The organism is Acetobacterium wieringae (assembly GCF_026646375.1).
GTDB classification, from domain to species: Bacteria; Bacillota; Clostridia; order Eubacteriales; family Eubacteriaceae; genus Acetobacterium; species Acetobacterium wieringae_A.
The window spans coordinates 140,564-158,369 of sequence record NZ_JAIPPU010000008.1; the positions used below are offsets into that span (position 1 = coordinate 140,564).

Below are 17,806 nucleotides of genomic sequence, written 5' to 3' on the forward strand. Positions count from 1 at the left end.
CACTCAGATTAAATCACTTTCTCAAAAAATCCTGCTTATCTGCAGAAATCGACTTGACCACCTCAACATCACTGGCCACATCAAAATATTGAGCATCATACAAACGGTTTAAATAATCCTGATAAAATTCAAGGAGTGGCGGAAAGGACGCAATGATTTCATTTCTGATCTTGTTGATGTTTTCCACCGAATCATCCGGGGTGCGATCTAAGTCAAGGTAGGTGTTCAGGAGTTGAGTGGCGGTTTCAGCATGATGACTGGCATATTGCGGAAAAACCTGAAGGTCTGGCTCCTTGCTGATTTTATCCCGAACTTTTGAAACAACCGCTTCCAGATCTTCGAGGATGACCTCCTGCGAATAGAGCGATTCCCGTCGTTTGGCAGTTTTTAATAAACCGATTAGTTTTTGAAGCCTTGCCTGTTCCGCAATGTTGCGATCCTGAAGAGCTGATAAATTGGGAGTTTCAGCCGCATCAAACATCGCAAGATCCTGGGAAGGGGATTCGATAGTTGGGCGCTTGATTTTTTCTGGTGGTTCATGTTTTACCCGAAAAACGACATAGTAGATCACAAAAACGAATAGGATCGTTAAAAATGCGCCCCCGAAAAAGAGCGACAATTGGGTGACCGGTGAATTTTCTAAAGTAAACAGATTACTGAAAAAGGCTGAAGTGTTCATGATGGAGATACCCCCTGATATGAATTGATAAATCATTATTATGATAAAGTTAAATTACCCCGTTAATCAAGAAAAGCACCAAAAGCAGGTGCTTTTCTTTTGAATTTCACTCGGTAGAAAAGGGAAGAACCCGACCAAAATGCGTCAATCTCAAATAGTCAAAATAAGCAAACGCTGTAAAATTAGACTTCTTCGGGATCTTCGGTGCTGGTTTCAGAAGGGGCAGGTTGAAGCTGAGTGGCAAACTCGGTTATCAAATCCTGATTCTGTGGTTCGCTATTTTCAGCAGCAAGTGGTGTACTGACAGTTATTGTAGGGGCCTCAGTTGGGGTTGCCATTTTGCCGCCTAAGAATCCCGAAATCAACGACTGCAAATTCAGGCCAGTGCTTTCGGAGATTCCTTCGGTCACTTGGGACATGGTATTGACGATGTCTTTGACCATTTTGGTAGAATTACCGTCGCCATACATGGTAATGCGATCGACGTTGTTAAGTGGCGCGGCAACATTGCGGGCAACTTCGGGAAGGGCATTGAAGTACATTTCCATGATGGCGGCATCGCTGAATTTCTTCATTGCCTCAGCTTTAGCATCAATTCCGGCAGCTTCAGCCAGACCTTTGGCCTTGATAGCGGCAGCCTCGGCAAAACCTCTGGCTTCAATGGCTGCAGCTTCCTGTTCTTTGGCATAACGATCAGCTTCGGCCGCCAATCGATTGGCTTCAGCATCTTTGGTGGCAATAAACAGCTTGGCTTCAGCATCTTTTTGTTTCTCAAATAATTCGGCTTCGGCTTTTTGGATACGCTGGTAGCGTTCAGCATCGGCAGTTTTATTGATCTCTGCTTTTAGTCGTTGTTCGCGAACTTCAACTTCTTTAGCGGCCAACTCAATTTCTTTTACCTGTTTAATAATGTTGGCTTCCTGGGTCTTTGTCTCGATTGTTTTTCGCTGTTCTTCCTGCTCGATTTGGTAAGCGGCGTCGGCCTGGGCCTTCGTCAGATCAGACTGACGTTTTAATTCGGCTTTGCGGATATCCAGATCGGTATTTTTCTGGGCAATTTCCAGATCGGCTTTAATTCTGGCATCGTTGGCAATTTTAGCGGCTTCTGATTCGGCAATCGCAACTTCTTTCTCGGCGTTGGCGCGGGCAATCGCAGCACCTTTTTTGATCTGCGATTTGTTTTCGGTACCGAGATCTTCAATCACGCCAGCCTGATCGCGGATTGACTGAATGTTGAAGGAAATTATTTCAAGACCCATCCGTTTAAGATCCGGAACAGCGTTTTCCTGCACCTTTTCAGAGAAGGATTTTCGGTCGGTCAACATATCTTTGAGGTCAAGTGAGCCAATGATTTCACGGACATTTCCCTCAAGGACATCTTTAACTTGAGGAATGATTGAATCAGTTGATTGGTTCAAGAAATTCTCGGAAGCAAGTAAAATGGCCTCTGGTGACGAACCGATCTTGATCTTTACCGCGCCATCCACCATTACATCGATTATCTAATGTAGTTAAAATTTTGTAGCTTTATAAAGCTGTTATCACAACGTTTATATGTATTTATTGTAACCATTCACTAGTCTCAAATCAAGTTGGTTTATTTCAAAATCGCAACTCTCGATATTTTATAAAGCAGGTAGATATCTTTTAAAGTCTGTTCTTCATGAGTAATCCGAGATTCCCTAATACATTTCCCTACTGATTTCGTCTCCTTTCTATTTGCAATAAGAGAAGTATCACACAACTATCATTTATTATTCTAATAAGTGATAAAATCAAATAAGTGATAAAATCAAAGCTACGCTGAAATTTATGGGCAGAAAATCAATGTAGCCCATTATTAGTTTTAAAAATTCATTCTTACTACTTCCTTGTCTTTCATGGACTTCAAATAGAAGATCGTTAAATTCTTTTACTTTTCTTTTACGTTCTTGTTCATCCATCTTTCGAAGTTATTTAGGATAGTTCTAAATTTGTCTGGTGTTTTATAGTCATCGGACAAACGAGCTACCTTTAAAATGCTAATTGATTCGTTGAATTCGAATAAATTAATAAAATTTGTTTCGTGCTGGTGCTGCTTAACATAGTGATATTGAACATCTTTTTGATAATTCTAACCAGGTAGTAGTTGTGTTGGAGAGAATTGCTTTTGACAGAATGAGCAGTCTTTTATTCATTTTTATACTTTTCAATTTCAACAATGATGTTGTAAATCCTTTTCTGCTCAAAAAAAGTTTTTGAAAGAATAATTTCATAACATTTCTCAGCAATTTGATTTTCAGAAGGATTAACAAAATCGATTTTTTCAAATAATTGTGAAAGAGAGATTCCCAAAGATCGCGTAATTTTTTCTATACTCTCAATGGTTGGGTTTTTCTCGCCTCGTTCAATTTGACCAATATAGGTTGGATGACAATGTGATCTTTCGGCAAGTTGTTCCTGACTAAAACCAAGCTTTTGTCTATAATTTCGTATACGTTTGCCTAATTTAGTTGTTAAATCGCTCATAGACCCACTCCTTTTTAGTATAGTCTATAAGTATCTTTTACTACTTTCTACATACTATTGATATCATATTGGAATATTGGTATACTATAAGTATATATGCTAGATTTATGATACTAAAAGTATTTCTATTAAGGACTTGAAATTTTTACTTCGAAAGCCTTTTTAAAGAAACGAAGGCTATTTAGTTAATTGTGTGAAAATAACAAATCTAGGATATAATTCGGTTTAGCCTATAAAAAGGGGATAAGTCACAAGTGATTGTTTTTCCTTTAAATGCGCAAAAGAGACAATTAAATTATAATGAGTATTTCGGGTGCGATTTACCAGCGGGGCTTTCGTTAAAATGCTTTCGGAGTTTCGTTTAAATAATTCCGATCTGGTCCAATAATCCAATTCTTTGAGAATACATGAATTACTCAGCTCAATCAAGGAAGCTTTGCGGCGCTATCCTTGACTGATAACAATTTTATATGCTTTATGTGTTTAATGGTTAAGATTCCGTTTGTAATAAGTCGAATCAAGTGAAACTTAAATCTGGTTCCGCTGAGACTAATCACCGGTTTTTTTAGCCGAAATATTCAATTAAAATTTATCATAAAATGAGGGAATAATGAGCAATGAAAAAATTCATAAAGACTTATCCCATTTGTCGGAAAGTCAAATAAAGGAACTAATTTATCGATACTATGAAAACGAAAATGTAAAAACCTTACTTGTAGAATTTGATGTTCATGTACCTCCTGGTAAACTAGTCAAATTATTTCCTCCTGTTTCTCATCAGGATTATCCATGCCCAAATTGCGGGGCACTCCTATATTCAAATCAAAAATCTAAAACGAATAAAGTGCCCACAAGTATCCATGAGCTTTTTTGTTTAAATTGTGGTCACACAAATAATTTGTCAAATCATTGTACTTGCAAATATTGTTTATCCCTAAAAAAAATAGAGAAAGAGCGAATAGAAAAAGATCGACAAGATCGAGAAAAAAGAATCAGTAAAATTCATGAAGTCATAGAAAATGCTTTTAACATCAACAATAATATACCTTTGGATTTTGATGAATTATGTTTTAAGCATAAAGTATATTTGAGCGCAATTTGCAAAGCGTTGCTTGTTGAAAATTATACATCAACAAGACAAATTCAGCCTTTTGAACTCTTAACTTATATCAAACCACTTTCACCTTCAGATCAATATACAACATTGATGTATTCTGAATTAGTTAAACAAAGAATATTAATTCCAAGTCCGATTTCTGACATAACAGCTTTCGTTTTGGAAGATCAAAATGGAAATTTCAATTTTCTAGATGATTTTCCATATGAATTTTGTCTTGATAAAACATGGTATATCATTAATGTAACTTGTAATGAGGGATTTGATTCATTAATAAAAAAAATATTGTTGGGAAATTATTATTCTTCTGAAATAAATTCATCGGAAGCATTGGTATTGTGGAAAGATATTGCGAAACAGGAGTGTATTTCATATTTTGAATATCAATTAAGTACTGTCCATTTTAACACTCAATTTGGGAAGAAGACAAATATCATTATTGAGAAGCTTCTTGAATATTTCTCTGTTTCACAAGTTTATGCATTAATCTGGAAAGAAGTCGCAAGTGCATCAAAAGCTTATCTTGAACATCGGTTTTCAAAGAATTATGCTAAAAATATCGCTATTCACGGAGTAGAGCGATACGGTGAACGTGCTCTGGAAAATGGATGGGAAATTATAAAGTATTCGCGAAATAGAGAAGTTCCGCAGAGTATCTTAAGTTTGGTTTTATTCAATTTAGTACTTTTAATTTATGATGATGGATTTAATGAGCCCCCTAATATCAAGCTACTATAATAAACTGTCAATGAACCCTACTAAAAACCTCAAGGAGGAAATCAACGATGATGAAAACATTTTGCGAAACATGTCATGAAATAGCAACCTATATAGTCAAAGAAGCGTGGATTGAAAAGAAAATCAAGGGATCTTCATATAAATTTCTGGGATTAAAAGCTTATTGCACTGAGTGCGGAGGGGCTCTATTTGTTACAAGTATTCACGATCACAATCTTAATATGTTGGAAGATGAAATTGATTACGGAAACTGCAATGAATAGAAATAGTGTTGGGCTTAAAGTTAAGATGATGTGCGATAAAGCATGTTTAAGTCAGAAGTGCTTTGCGGAATATTTAGGAATTGATCAAAAAAAATAATAAAATTCGAAAAAGGTGAACTTCGATTAAGTATCAATCAACTTGAAAAAATATGCGACTTGTTTAGTTGTTCATGTAACGATTTAATGGAAGGAATAACAGATGAGCTGCAGCAAGATTACTATTTTGATTTTAGTACAATAAGTAGTGATGATCTTACAGGAATCTCAAGGATTAATAAAATTGTGCGTAATTCAAAAGAAATGAATATTTTATTAACTGGCAGGCTAGTACAAAGATGAAATTATTGAAATAAAGGAATTGATATGATAGAAATTAAACTGAAATATTTATGTAAAAATAAGTATCCCATGTCAAGATCTGAGGCAAGACGCATTATAGAGAGTTCAAATGCTGTCAAAGAGATTACCATTGATTTTGAAGATATTGATAACATTGGTCAGGCATTTTGTCATGAAATATTTGTTGTATTTCAGAACAAAAACCCAAAAATGAAATTAAATTTTGTCAATGCAAAATAATGAAGTCATGGGAATGATAAAACGAATTTTAAACACGGAAAATTGCTTTAATAATAAAAATGTGAAGTAGCAAAATATGAATTGTTTCACAGAATGTGTTTGAAATTTAATGTGTAATTTTCAATGAATCCAAATATAAAGGATTCTTATCGATCAAATTGACAAATCTTCATAAGTAACACTCCTCCTATTCTTTTTTATGATTTGCAAGTCAAATTGAACAGCGTAATGATATTAAATCGGAAACGTTCATATTTTGCATTCTGCGAAATTTTTGATTTGATTTATTGATTTTATACTTAAAAGATTCTACTTTGTGACATACGTGCGCTTTTTTTTGATTATCAGTTCTTTTTCTTCAATACTATATTCTCTCCATAGTTTGCAGTATTTAAACTGTATTTTGTTCATAATATTCTCCTTTTTTTATATAACGACAGCTTTTTTTACATTTTTGTGTTGATTTTGTGCTGGCTGTAGTAAACGGGTAGGTAGCCTACATCTGCATTGACTATAAACCAAGAACAGAGATCGATGTATTATTGCAATTTACATAAATTATTTCCACCTGAGATTGACATTGTGCATTGATATTGCTAAAATTGATTAATAGGAATTAGTTGGATTTATACTTATTACATGTGATTATGTAGATTTGATTGTTTCGCTCTAATGATGATATTTATATGCAAAATAAATATCAATATCAGAAGAACTTAAATTATACTGCTGGATAGAAATAACCAGACTAGTGACAGTTTGTTTGGCTTTTTAAGGAGGAGAAAAATGACGAATGCACCTGAAAAATGGTCAAGTCTTGAAGAAGTTGCCGAACACCTCGGCGTTAGTAAGGATACAATTCGCAACTGGATAAAAAAAGAAGCGATTCCTTATCGAAAGGTGGGTAAGCAATACAAATTTAAAATATCTGAAATTGATGCTTGGGTAGATAGCGGCAAAAGTGCCGAGATTGAATAAGCTGCCGATGACAAGAGTCAACGGCGCATATAAGTGGGTGATTGATTAATATGGATACAACAATGATGTATAACGGCAGCCTGACCGCCGAGCAATTTCTTTTCTATGAAATAAGAATTGTCTCCAAACAGTACCTTGAGGGAAAATCGATAGACGAAATCGTTGAAGTCATAAAATACGATAATTTATTTCAGTACCCGACTGAACGAAAGATATCAAAATTAGCGCGAGCTTGTCATCGGAGAATTCTGGCCCTTGACAATGACAAACTGGTTTATGAGTTGGCAAATGCACCTGTTGAAGTGGCAAAGCAAATAAATCTCTATGCGATGATGCGCTATAACCGCCTTGTCCGTGAGTTTATGACCAGCCTGATTGGCGAGAAATACCGTCAGCATGATTTCTCCTATAGTAGGAAAGACATCAATGTCTTTTTTTCACGGTTGCGAGAGCAAAACGATAATATCGCCACCTGGAGTGAGCAAACAATAGCGAAACTCAAACAAGTACTGACCAAATGCCTGATCGAAACAGAGATGCTCGACAATGTTCGCGCTTGCGAGCTAAACCCTATATTTATCAGTGCGGAGCTGGAAAACGGGATCCGTGAGAATAACGATTTAACCGCCCTTGCGGCATTTAATTGTTTCAGGTAGGAGTGAAGACAATGACTGATATAAAACAAGAATTGGATCGAATTAAAGCGCGAATCTCCGATACAAACTTCCTTGCCAATAAAGGGTTATCGAACGAGGTCGGGATTCACGTATTCAAGTATGCACCGCAGCATGAGTTAATCGTCCGGGATTATATTGAGCGACTGGTCAACAGTTCATCCGATGAATTTCGGATTATTGAGAGAGACATGTATAAGATTCTTTTGGAAATTTTGGCTGAAAAGCGTGTGCTTGGCACCGTACCAGGGCTTGAAGAGAAAAAAGGCAAGGACTACCTCCTTGCTCAGTTACAGAAGATCGCTACCCAGGAGGAATTTCTGGAAAAGATGAAATATGAGCCACACAAATATGGTGATGTGCTATTTCTGACGGGAATTGGGAAAGTGTACCCGTTTATGAGGTCACATAAGATGCTCGATACAATGCAGCAAGCATTCTCAGATATTCCAATTGTGATGTTTTATCCGGGAGAGTTTAACGGGCAAAGCTTAAACCTGTTTGATAAGTTCCATGACGGGAACTATTATCGGGCATTCAATCTACTATAACAGGGGGAAAGACATGAAAATTCAAAATATGTTCCAAAAGGATATTAATCGCGATATTAACGGTGTTATCAAAGTTGCTCAAGATGATGAAGTAAGTCTCGTTCAGGAACTTGATGAGTATATCATCACGAGAGAACTACGCCGCCATTTCAGTACATTTTTCGATAATTATGCTAAAGCCATCGATCATCCCACGGACAAAGTTGGAGTCTGGATTTCTGGCTTCTTTGGAAGTGGTAAATCACACTTTCTTAAAATTCTGTCTTATCTTCTGTCAAACGCTAAAGTAGGAAATAAAAAGGCAGTTGATTTCTTCGAAGACAAATTTGACGACCCGATGATGTACGCCACCGTCGTTCGTTGCACAAATATCCCCACTGAGTCAATCCTCTTTAACATCGATATTGAAGGCCCCATTAACAAAGACAAAACCGCAGTCTTAAGGGTTTTTACCAAGGTTTTCTATAACCATCTTGGTTTTTACGGTGAGGACTTAAAAATTGCCAAACTCGAACGATTCATTGATGAGCAGGGTAAGACCGAGGCATTTCGCATGGCCTTTGAAGAAATTAACGGTGCATCATGGTTGGAGAGCCGCGCTGCCTGTGCTTTTTTTGAGGACGATATCGTGTCTGTCCTGCAAAGTGTCCTCGGCATGAGTGAAATCTCCGCCCGCAACTGGTTCAATGGTGAAGAAAATACTGATATGAGCATCAAGCAGTTGGTTGAGGAAATAAAATCGTATGTTGACAGCAAAGGGAAGGACTTCCGTCTGCTTTTCTGCGTGGATGAGGTTGGCCAATACATCGGTGACGACAGTGATCTGATGATCAATCTGCAATCCATTGTTGAAGAAGTCGGCAGCAAGTGTCATGGCAAAGTCTGGGTGATGGTCACGAGTCAGGAAGCCATCGATTCGGTGGTGAAAATCAGTGGCGACGATTTCTCAAAGATTCAGGGGCGTTTCAACACGCGACTCTCACTGTCCTCGGCTTCAGTGGATGAGGTCATAAAAAAACGTATTCTCGAAAAAACAGAAGATGCTGATGGGCTTTTGCACATGGTTTATGACAAAGAACACGCTGTACTAAAAAATCTCTTTACGTTTAACGATGCAGTATTGGATATCAAGGGATACAGCGATGGTGCGGAGTTTTCTGCGACGTATCCATTTGTACCGTACCAGTTTATTATTATCCAAAAAGTCCTTGCCGAAATACGCAAGCACGGTAACTCCGGTAAGCATCTCTCCGGCGGGGAGCGTTCAATGCTGTCCGGGTTCCAGGAGGCAGCGCAAAAAGTGCAGGAGAAGGATGAGAATGCGATTGTGCCATTCTCACAGTTCTATGATACGGTCCATACCTTTCTTGAAAGCTCGATCCGTCGGGTTATTGACCGATCCCAAAATGCCGCCGACAAACATGATGGTTTAGAGCAACGTGACGTAAGCGTTTTGAAACTGCTTTATCTTGTCCGTTACATTGAAGACATCAAGGCGAACATCGACAATATCGCCATTTTAATGGTGGATGATATCCGAACCGACAAGATCAACCTTCGCTGTGAAATAGCCGCATCGCTGGAGCGTTTGGTCGCGCAGAATTACGTCGCACGTAATGGTGATACGTATTCATTCTTAACGGATGAGGAGCAGGACATTGCCAGCGACATCCGCAAGACGACCATTGAAAGTGGGGCGATTGTTAGCAGTATCGGGAAGACGATCTTTTCAGAAATTTATCCCACCAAGAAATATAAGTACAATAAGTACGACTTTGCATACGACCAGTATATCGATGAAACCCGCGTTGGTGCGGCATCTGGTGGTGTGCGACTACGTTTCATTACAGTTGTCAGCGACTATTATCATGCGCCTGATGCAAAGCTGATAATGGATTCGCAGGCCAACAACGAAATAATCGTGCGGCTTTCAAACACAGTGAAGTATTTCGAAGAACTCGAAACAGCAGCGAAGATTCATAAATACATCAGTAACAAGAACGTGTCCCAATCATCCGAGAGCATTAAGGAAATTATCAGCAAACGTCACATTCAGGCACGAAAACTTGAAGCTAGTGCAAAAATACAAATTGAAAAAGCGATCATAGAAGGAACATTTTTTATCTGCGGTGAAAAGGTTGAAATAAAATCTGGCGAGACCAGAAGCAAGCTTGACGATGCAATGAAACAATTGATCGAGAGTGTCTATTCCAAGCTGAACCTAGTGAATGTGTTCCGAGAGAGTGATGCCGATATTCTTAAAATCTTAAACGGCGAACCAGAACAAGGCGGTTTCCCCGGTCAGGGAGCAAATAATGAGTTTGCCCTGAATGAGGTAAGTCAATGGTTGGAGGAACGCAATCTTAGCCACGTTCCGGTATCGATGGGCGACGTACAGCGTCGTTATCAGGCTATCCCCTATGGTTGGCGCGAGGTGGATATCGCTGCGATTATGGCACGACTGATTGTTTCACAAAAAATCGAAATCCGTTATGGTGGGGCAGTGGTGGCCAAAGACGACAGAAACCTTGTTGGGTATCTGCGAAAAAAATCAGAAATCGAAAAGGCTGCCGTGAGCCGCAGAATTGCTCCCAGTGAGGAACTGATGCGCAAGAGCATTGCCTTCCTGCGTGAATGGCTCGGACAGATGGGTATTCCCGGAGATGAGGATGGTCTGATCAACTTCGTAAAAGACACACTTGAGCCAAAACTGGCGCACTACGAAAAACTCATTGACGAATACAACCTCGACCGTTATCCCCAAAAAGAGGTAGTCACCACCGCCCGCGACCTGATTTATAACATCCTTTCGCAAAAACGCGATAATGTCGCCCTCCTTACACGCCTGATTGCCAGACGGGATGACCTCCTGGACAGTTCTGAAGATATGGAGGAGGTTGAAACATTCTTTAAATCCCAACGGTCGATATTTGATTCGGCCAGACAATTGCAGCGCGATTTGCAAAACGAACGTGATTATTTTGTCACCGATGTTGATGCTACCGAAAAAATCAAATCGATTGCTGCGATCCTTGAGATGGCAAAACCCTATGCCCGGATCAAAGACCTTTCCGAATTGATGCAGGGTGTGAAGACCGCCTATGGGACACTTCTTGCCCAGAAGAAGGAAGAAGTTCTTGCCATTATTACCCAGTGTCGTGGCGATGTTCACACGCTGGCAGGAGTTGGAAGTCGGGTTAATAATGAAGTAGCAAAATCCGATGACCGCTTCGCTGAATATCAGCATAGAGTTACCAGTGCAACCAGTCTCACGAACCTCGATGCAATGATTACCCAGCTGCTTAGCTACAAAGACCAGGTTTGTAAACGGATTGAAATGATGCTCCATGAAAGTACGACACCACCTAAAGCCGGTGAAAAAGCACCGAAGCCCCAAAAAATCGCGCAAATACGGAGATATGATGTATTCCCTGTCAAGCGGCTGACATCGCGCGAGGATGTCGAACAGTATCTTGAGGTTATCCGTAAAAAGCTGTATGACACGCTTGAGGCAAACGACAGTATTCAGATTAACTAAGCGAGGAAGTGAACGATGAACAAGAACGCGATTCAAAAATACGCCATTTGGGCGCGGAACGAATTAATCGAACAGGTCAAACAGCGCGCCTACCAATATGACATCAGCGAAACGGGATACGGTGACGAACATGCCACCGTTGTTTCCGGACGGGTGCTGTCCACCGATGAGAAACGACAACGCCACGCCTTTATCGAAGAAATAAAGCAATCCGGTTATAAACAAACCATTGAGGAAGTGGCCTACACCTGGTTTAACCGCTTTGTCGCCTTGCGCTATATGGAAGTGAACGACTATTTGCCGACCCATATCCGTGTTTTTTCCGACGCTGGTGGCAATTTTAATCCGGAAATCCTCACGAATGTCTTGCATCTTGATCTTCCAAGCCTGGATAAGTCAAAGGTATCGACACTGCTCAATGCCAACGCTACCGAGGAACTTTATCGCTATCTTTTACTGACGCAGTGCAACGCCCTAAACTCAATACTGCCCGAGATGTTCGAGCGCATGGGAGCCTATACCGAAATGCTGCTGCCGAACAATATTCTCAAGCCTGAAAGTGTCATCGGGCGGCTGGTGAATGACATCCCTGAAGAAGATTTCCTCGACGCAGTGCAGATTATTGGTTGGTTGTATCAATATTACAATACCGAACCGAAACAGGTAGTTTTTGATGACTTGAAAAAGAACATCAAGATTATAAAAGAGAATATTCCTGCTGCAACCCAGCTATTCACGCCGGACTGGATTGTCCGCTATATGGTTGAGAACTCACTGGGACGTTTATGGTATGAGGGGCATCCGGATGAAACGTTAAAATCCAACTGGAAGTATTATCTTGATGAAGCCGACCAGGAAGAAGCGGTGCAAACTCAGCTTGATCAAATCCGTGAGGAATATAAAACCCTTAAGCCTGAAGAAATTAAATGCATTGACCCATGTATGGGCAGTGGACATATTCTTGTTTATATGTTCGACGTTTTAATGCAAATTTATGAAAGCAACGGCTATAACCCACGTGATGCGGCGGTCAGTATTGTTGAGAACAACCTTTATGGATTAGATATTGACGAACGTGCCGCCCAACTTGCTTATTTTGCGGTCATGATGAAAGCCCGACAATATGACCGACGTTTCTTGTCTCGTGGTATTAAACCCCATATCTATGCAATTGATGAAAGCAATGGTATTACCACAGCACCCATGCACGATATGGGTTTAAATTTAACGGAAAATGAGTATGAACTTGCAGTAAAACAGGCGATGAGACTGGTCGAAGAAATGCACGATGCTAAAGAATACGGAAGTCTGATTAATATAACTCCCTCTGACTGGGATCTGCTCCGTCGTTTTGCAGTGCCTCGTGATGTAAGCGGTCAAATGATGATTGATATCCATGGCGAACAAGAAGCTTCCAGACGACTACAATACCTGATCAACATTGGGGAAGTCCTAGCACAAAAATACGATGTGGTAGTAATCAACCCGCCGTATATGGGTAGCAAGGGAATGGGTGCTATGTTGGTTGAATTTTTAAAGGCAAATTATAAAAGTGCTAAAAATGATTTATTCGCAGCCTTCATTTATCAATGCCAGCGGCTTGCGAAAACATCGGGTTACATAGCAATGATTACTATGCAAAGTTGGATGTTCAAAACCGCCTATAAGGCTACACGTGAAATACTGTTAACAGATACAATAATAAATATGGCGCATTTAGGTTCAAAGGCTTTTGAGGAAATTGGTGGGGAAGTAGTTCAAACTACAGCATTTGTTCGAATGAAACAACACATCGTAGGTTATCTTGGAAAATATGTCAAGCTTTCCGATTATGAAAATTCTTTACAAAAAGAATCAAACTTGTTCAATAAAGATAAACTTCATATAGCTTGTCAGGATGATTTTGCTAATGTACCGGGATATATTTTTGCGTATTGGTTAAGTTCGACTATGATTGACATTCTTTCCAGTGATAAGTTGCTGGAATCCATTGCGGCAGCACGAAAGGGATTAACAACAGGAGATAATGATAGATTTGTTCGTTTATGGCACGAAGTAAATATAGCTAGTTTTAGTATTTTTGGCAGCTCAAAAAAATGGTTTCCGATGACAAAAGGAGGAGATTGGCGCAAGTGGTATGGTAATAATGAATATGTTGTTGATTGGAAGAACGATGGCTTCGATATAAAAAATTTTAAAGATGAGCGAGGAAATTTGCGATCTCGTCCTCAGAACATTCAGTATTATTTTCGTGAAGGATTATCTTGGAACGACACTGGTTCTGGTTCTATTGCATTTCGCTTTCAAAAACAGGGTTATATACCAAATGCGTCTGGCCCATGTGTTTATGGTGAACATAATATGCTATTCTCCATAGCAGGACTCTTAAATTCATGTGTTACTCAAAGTATTCTTGAAGTGCTTGCGCCGACACTTAAGTTTGAGGTTGGACAAATCCAAGCAATACCAATTAAAGCCCCCAATTTGAATACTTCTAAAAATTTATCTAAAGAGTGTATTGATATTGCCGCTGCTGATTGGGATTCTTTTGAAACATCGTGGGATTTTACCCACCACCCCCTCATCAGCGGCGAGCGAAAGATTGCGGTGGAATTTGCCAAATGGGAGTGCGAGGCGGCTAAGCGGTTTGACAACCTCAAAGCCAATGAAGAAGAACTGAACCGCATTTTTATCGATATCTACGGCATGCAGGATGAGCTTACGCCGGAGGTTGAGGACAAAGATATAACACTAAAAACTAATACGGCATATCGATATAAACAAAAGAAGAAAAAAACAAACGATGACGAATTTGAAATGCAAGAAGAAATAGTTGAAGCAGCAGAAATAAGAAATGCAAAGTTTTTACGTGATACTATTAGTGAGTTTATTTCTTATGCTGTTGGCTGCATGTTCGGGCGCTACTCGCTGGATTGTGAAGGGCTTGCTTTTGCTGGTGGTGAATGGAATGCCGATAGTTACAAGAAGTTCCCTGCAGATAAAGATAATATTATACCCATCTGCGACGATGAATACTTTGACGACGATATCGTCGGGCGCTTTGTGACCTTTGTAAAAACAGTCTACGGTGAAGTCACACTGGAAGAGAATCTGAAATTCATCGCTGATGCTCTGGGTGGTAATGGTATGCCGCGTGAAGTTATACGGAACTATTTCCTGAAGGATTTCTATAAAGACCACTGTAAAATCTACCAGAATCGACCGATTTACTGGCTGTTCGATAGCGGCAAAAAGCATGGCTTTAAGGCGCTCATCTATATGCACCGCTACACGCCCGATTTGCTGGCCAAGCTGCGAACGGATTACGTACATGAGCAGCAGGAGCGCTATCGCACCCAGCTTTCGCACGTCGTCACTGCCCTGAATACTGCCTCAGGTGCAGAACGCGCCAAGCTTTTGAAGCAGCAGGATAAACTAACGGAACAGCTGGCTGAAATTACTATCTTTGAAGAAAAGGTACATCATCTCGCCGACCAGAATATTTCAATCGATCTAGATGATGGCGTAAAGCATAATTATAAAATTTTCGCCGATGTCCTGGCGAAAATTTAATGGAGGATATCATGCTGTCAGAGACAATTAAATCACGGCTGGCGGAGCGATTCGCCATGCCCTTGCCCGAATTTTATCAACGCCGCATTATCTTCTGGCCTGACGAGGATGGCGAGTTCGTTGAGGCGGTTGACGAGTTGACCCTTGACGGTGTAACACTGGTAAAACTAACGGGGAATAATAACTTCGCTGTCAAAAAATTGATTGCAGTAGACGATCTGACGGGCGACTACCTCGTCTATGACCCCCTCACCTACGAACAAGATCAGAAAGATGACTGGCTGCTTGATATTAAGCTATACAGCGAAGTGTTTCGCGCCGATCTGATTTCAATCCAGATGGAAGAACTGCTTGTCGAACCGACCTCGGCGATGCGCAAGACTATCAAACTGTATGCCAGATTTCTTGAAAATAAAGACCGTAAGGCGAAACTTTGCCGAATTGGGAGAACCTACCAGTCCCCCCTTCAGCTGCATATCGATATTATGGCCGTGCTGTGTGGGCTTAACGGTGGCTCCGCTCAAGATGTAATCATTGAGGTGCTGTCAGCAGGCTTGGAGAAAGAAAATAACGCCCCACTTGTCAACATTGAGAAGTTCGGAAATATCGAGGCATTCTGGCAATTGGTACATAAGTACACGGGATTTGTAAATGCGGAAGACCGCCCGCTGTCTGACCTTGCTGCGCATATTTTAATCACAGCCCTGTCGCAGACGCTGCCAGCTTCCGCATTACGCGGTTTGGAGCGGTTTGTAACGGATTCAGGAAAGGCATACTGCTATCAGCTTGTCCACGAATGGCAACGCAGCGATGGCTGGGAGGATTTAGTCGAGATCTGCCGTCATGTCGAGGGTGAACTTCGCCTTGCTGAGCGTTTTGATAAGATCGAGATTCCAAGACTGTTAAAAAGCGATACCTTTCCTGCCATCGATGAGAGCATCCTAAAACGTTTCTATGGAGAAATCAGCGAGCGGGTTATTAAGGTAGAGTTGATCCTTGAAGCGGTTGAGAACCGTCGTACCTCAGGATGGTACGGCCTGACAGCTGATTACTTCGAGAGCCTGTCTTATATTGCCAAAATGCAGGAATTTTACCTCGCCCATATTGAGGGCTTTCATCTCGTAGAGCCAGCGAAGATCTGGAAACTCTATACAACCGATGCCTACCAGATGGACGGTTATTACCGACAATTCCATTACTTTTTCGGCAATACATTAAAAGCCCCTAACCAACATCTGGAGGATCCATTGAAGAAATGTTCCGACGTCGTTGAGGGCTTATACCATCATTGGTTCCTGAAAGAACTGACCCTAAATTGGACAAATGCCATCGCAGGGGATCTGGATACGCTTGGTTACGTTTCGGAGATAACCAAGCAGCGGGACTTCTATCGTCGATACGTTTCCCCGAACGTGAGTAAGGGCAATCGCGTGTTTGTGGTAATTTCCGATGCCTTGCGTTTTGAGGTTGCAGCTGAACTTTCCGAAGTCCTCAGCCATACAACTAAGGGAAAAGCATCCCTTGAAGCTGTTCAAGCAGTATTTCCGAGCATAACTAAGTTTGGTATGGCGGCTTTGCTGCCGGGGAAAAAGTTATCTGTCAACGACAACATCGAGGTAGCCGTTAATGGCAAACAGGCGGGAAGTACGGCTTGTCGTGCTGCGATTCTAAATGAAACAAACCCTAACAGCGTCGCCGTAACCTATAAGGACTTACTTCAAATGAAAAAAACAGAACGTCGCGCCCTGGTACAGGGTATGGAAATTATTTATGTTTACCACAATACGATTGATGCGCTGGGTGATAAACTGGCGACTGAAACAAAGGTGTTTGAGGCATGTGATGAAGCGATCTCAGAACTGAATGCCATCGTCAAAATTATTGTCAACGATCTGAGCGGTGCTAACATCCTTGTTACGGCTGATCATGGTTTTCTCTATACATACAATCCACTTGAGGAAAGCCAGAAAATAAGTCGTCAGACCTATCATGGTGACGTTTATGAACTTGGTCGGCGTTATGCCCTTGTGTCGCCAGAAACGTCTGCAGACTATCTCTTACCAATCAAGACCGATGGCGAAATTGACGGCGTCCCAATGAAAGGCTATGCTCCCCAGGATACGGTTCGCATTAAAGTCCAGGGTGGTGGTCAGAATTATGTTCACGGCGGCATCAGTTTACAGGAGATGGTCGTGCCGGTGATTGTCTATAAAGGGATGCGCTCTGGCTACAAGCAATATGTCGAGGTTCAAAATCCCGGGCTGTCCTTGATTTCTGAGAGCCGCAAAGTAACAAACCTGTTCTTTTCACTCGATTTCTTGCAAAAACAGCCTGTCGGAGAAAAGGTACAGCCGTGTAGTTATACAGTGTATTTCACTGATGATGAGGGCGTTCCTGTCAGCGATACGCAGACGGTTATTGCCAACAGGGTCAGCAACAACGCTTCTGAACGCGTATTCCACGTGAGATTCATATTGAATAAAATACAGTACAACAAAAGTAAAATATACCGTCTTATTATCGCAAATGATACGGATGTGCCAGAAGAGATCGAGTTTCGTATCGACATCGCGTTTGCCGATGACTTCGGATTTGACCTGTAAGAGGA

At 40.7% G+C, this 17,806-nt stretch carries 14 protein-coding genes; 10 read left to right on the forward strand and 4 right to left on the reverse strand.

Annotated elements, in window-relative coordinates:
* Nucleotides 1–13: 13 nt before the first annotated feature.
* The 4 genes from Q7P33_RS09255 to Q7P33_RS09270 form a co-directional block, all read right to left on the reverse strand.
* Nucleotides 14–679: a hypothetical protein gene (locus tag Q7P33_RS09255; RefSeq protein ID WP_303869603.1), complete on the reverse strand. Its 666-nt coding sequence runs from the start codon at nucleotides 677–679 to the stop codon at nucleotides 14–16.
* Nucleotides 680–861: 182 nt separating this feature from the next.
* On the reverse strand, nucleotides 862–2,169 hold the full coding sequence (locus Q7P33_RS09260) for a flotillin family protein (RefSeq protein WP_303869605.1): 1,308 nt from the start codon (nucleotides 2,167–2,169) through the stop codon (nucleotides 862–864).
* Nucleotides 2,170–2,454: 285 nt separating this feature from the next.
* On the reverse strand, nucleotides 2,455–2,622 hold the full coding sequence (locus tag Q7P33_RS09265; protein ID WP_303869608.1) for a hypothetical protein: 168 nt from the start codon (nucleotides 2,620–2,622) through the stop codon (nucleotides 2,455–2,457).
* A gap of 226 nt (nucleotides 2,623–2,848) precedes the next feature.
* Nucleotides 2,849–3,187 (reverse strand): helix-turn-helix domain-containing protein, encoded by a 339-nt coding sequence (locus Q7P33_RS09270; RefSeq protein WP_303869611.1) that lies wholly within the window; start codon nucleotides 3,185–3,187, stop codon nucleotides 2,849–2,851.
* A 610-nt stretch (nucleotides 3,188–3,797) separates the two neighbouring features.
* On the opposite strand from Q7P33_RS09270, the gene Q7P33_RS09275 reads away from it, so the two are divergent.
* The 10 genes from Q7P33_RS09275 (at nucleotide 3,798) to pglZ (ending at nucleotide 17,801) form a co-directional block, all read left to right on the forward strand.
* Nucleotides 3,798–5,042, forward strand: coding sequence for a hypothetical protein (locus tag Q7P33_RS09275; RefSeq protein WP_303869615.1), 1,245 nt, complete (start codon nucleotides 3,798–3,800; stop codon nucleotides 5,040–5,042).
* Between the two features lie 47 nt (nucleotides 5,043–5,089).
* Nucleotides 5,090–5,305: a hypothetical protein gene (locus Q7P33_RS09280; RefSeq protein ID WP_303869617.1), complete on the forward strand. Its 216-nt coding sequence runs from the start codon at nucleotides 5,090–5,092 to the stop codon at nucleotides 5,303–5,305.
* Between the two features lie 96 nt (nucleotides 5,306–5,401).
* On the forward strand, nucleotides 5,402–5,644 hold the full coding sequence (locus Q7P33_RS09285) for a helix-turn-helix domain-containing protein (RefSeq protein WP_303869652.1): 243 nt from the start codon (nucleotides 5,402–5,404) through the stop codon (nucleotides 5,642–5,644).
* Nucleotides 5,645–5,668: 24 nt separating this feature from the next.
* Nucleotides 5,669–5,884, forward strand: coding sequence for an STAS-like domain-containing protein (locus Q7P33_RS09290; protein ID WP_303869620.1), 216 nt, complete (start codon nucleotides 5,669–5,671; stop codon nucleotides 5,882–5,884).
* A gap of 786 nt (nucleotides 5,885–6,670) precedes the next feature.
* On the forward strand, nucleotides 6,671–6,862 hold the full coding sequence (locus tag Q7P33_RS09295; RefSeq protein WP_026395803.1) for a helix-turn-helix domain-containing protein: 192 nt from the start codon (nucleotides 6,671–6,673) through the stop codon (nucleotides 6,860–6,862).
* A 50-nt stretch (nucleotides 6,863–6,912) separates the two neighbouring features.
* Complete coding sequence (locus tag Q7P33_RS09300; protein ID WP_303869623.1) at nucleotides 6,913–7,518, forward strand: DUF1819 family protein; 606 nt, start codon at nucleotides 6,913–6,915, stop codon at nucleotides 7,516–7,518.
* 11 nt (nucleotides 7,519–7,529) lie between these two features.
* The gene (locus tag Q7P33_RS09305; protein WP_303869626.1) at nucleotides 7,530–8,087 is read left to right on the forward strand and encodes a DUF1788 domain-containing protein; all 558 of its coding nucleotides are present in this window, start codon (nucleotides 7,530–7,532) and stop codon (nucleotides 8,085–8,087) included.
* Between the two features lie 13 nt (nucleotides 8,088–8,100).
* Nucleotides 8,101–11,625, forward strand: a complete 3,525-nt coding sequence (gene brxC, locus Q7P33_RS09310) for a BREX system P-loop protein BrxC (protein WP_303869629.1) — start codon at nucleotides 8,101–8,103, stop codon at nucleotides 11,623–11,625.
* Between the two features lie 15 nt (nucleotides 11,626–11,640).
* The gene (gene pglX / locus Q7P33_RS09315) at nucleotides 11,641–15,198 is read left to right on the forward strand and encodes a BREX-1 system adenine-specific DNA-methyltransferase PglX (protein WP_303869632.1); all 3,558 of its coding nucleotides are present in this window, start codon (nucleotides 11,641–11,643) and stop codon (nucleotides 15,196–15,198) included.
* Complete coding sequence (gene pglZ / locus Q7P33_RS09320; RefSeq protein WP_303869635.1) at nucleotides 15,198–17,801, forward strand: BREX-1 system phosphatase PglZ type A; 2,604 nt, start codon at nucleotides 15,198–15,200, stop codon at nucleotides 17,799–17,801. Before pglX ends, pglZ begins: the two co-directional genes overlap by 1 nt.
* Nucleotides 17,802–17,806 lie beyond the last annotated feature (5 nt).

Coding starts and splice junctions, on each gene's coding strand:
- Q7P33_RS09255 (WP_303869603.1), bottom strand. CDS start 679: ATGAACACTTCAGCCTTTTTCAGTAATCTGTTTACTTTAGAAAATTCA.
- Q7P33_RS09260 (WP_303869605.1), bottom strand. CDS start 2,169: ATGGTGGATGGCGCGGTAAAGATCAAGATCGGTTCGTCACCAGAGGCC.
- Q7P33_RS09265 (WP_303869608.1), bottom strand. CDS start 2,622: ATGGATGAACAAGAACGTAAAAGAAAAGTAAAAGAATTTAACGATCTT.
- Q7P33_RS09270 (WP_303869611.1), bottom strand. CDS start 3,187: ATGAGCGATTTAACAACTAAATTAGGCAAACGTATACGAAATTATAGA.
- Q7P33_RS09275 (WP_303869615.1), top strand. CDS start 3,798: ATGAGCAATGAAAAAATTCATAAAGACTTATCCCATTTGTCGGAAAGT.
- Q7P33_RS09280 (WP_303869617.1), top strand. CDS start 5,090: ATGATGAAAACATTTTGCGAAACATGTCATGAAATAGCAACCTATATA.
- Q7P33_RS09290 (WP_303869620.1), top strand. CDS start 5,669: ATGATAGAAATTAAACTGAAATATTTATGTAAAAATAAGTATCCCATG.
- Q7P33_RS09295 (WP_026395803.1), top strand. CDS start 6,671: ATGACGAATGCACCTGAAAAATGGTCAAGTCTTGAAGAAGTTGCCGAA.
- Q7P33_RS09300 (WP_303869623.1), top strand. CDS start 6,913: ATGGATACAACAATGATGTATAACGGCAGCCTGACCGCCGAGCAATTT.
- Q7P33_RS09305 (WP_303869626.1), top strand. CDS start 7,530: ATGACTGATATAAAACAAGAATTGGATCGAATTAAAGCGCGAATCTCC.
- brxC (WP_303869629.1), top strand. CDS start 8,101: ATGAAAATTCAAAATATGTTCCAAAAGGATATTAATCGCGATATTAAC.
- pglX (WP_303869632.1), top strand. CDS start 11,641: ATGAACAAGAACGCGATTCAAAAATACGCCATTTGGGCGCGGAACGAA.
- pglZ (WP_303869635.1), top strand. CDS start 15,198: ATGGAGGATATCATGCTGTCAGAGACAATTAAATCACGGCTGGCGGAG.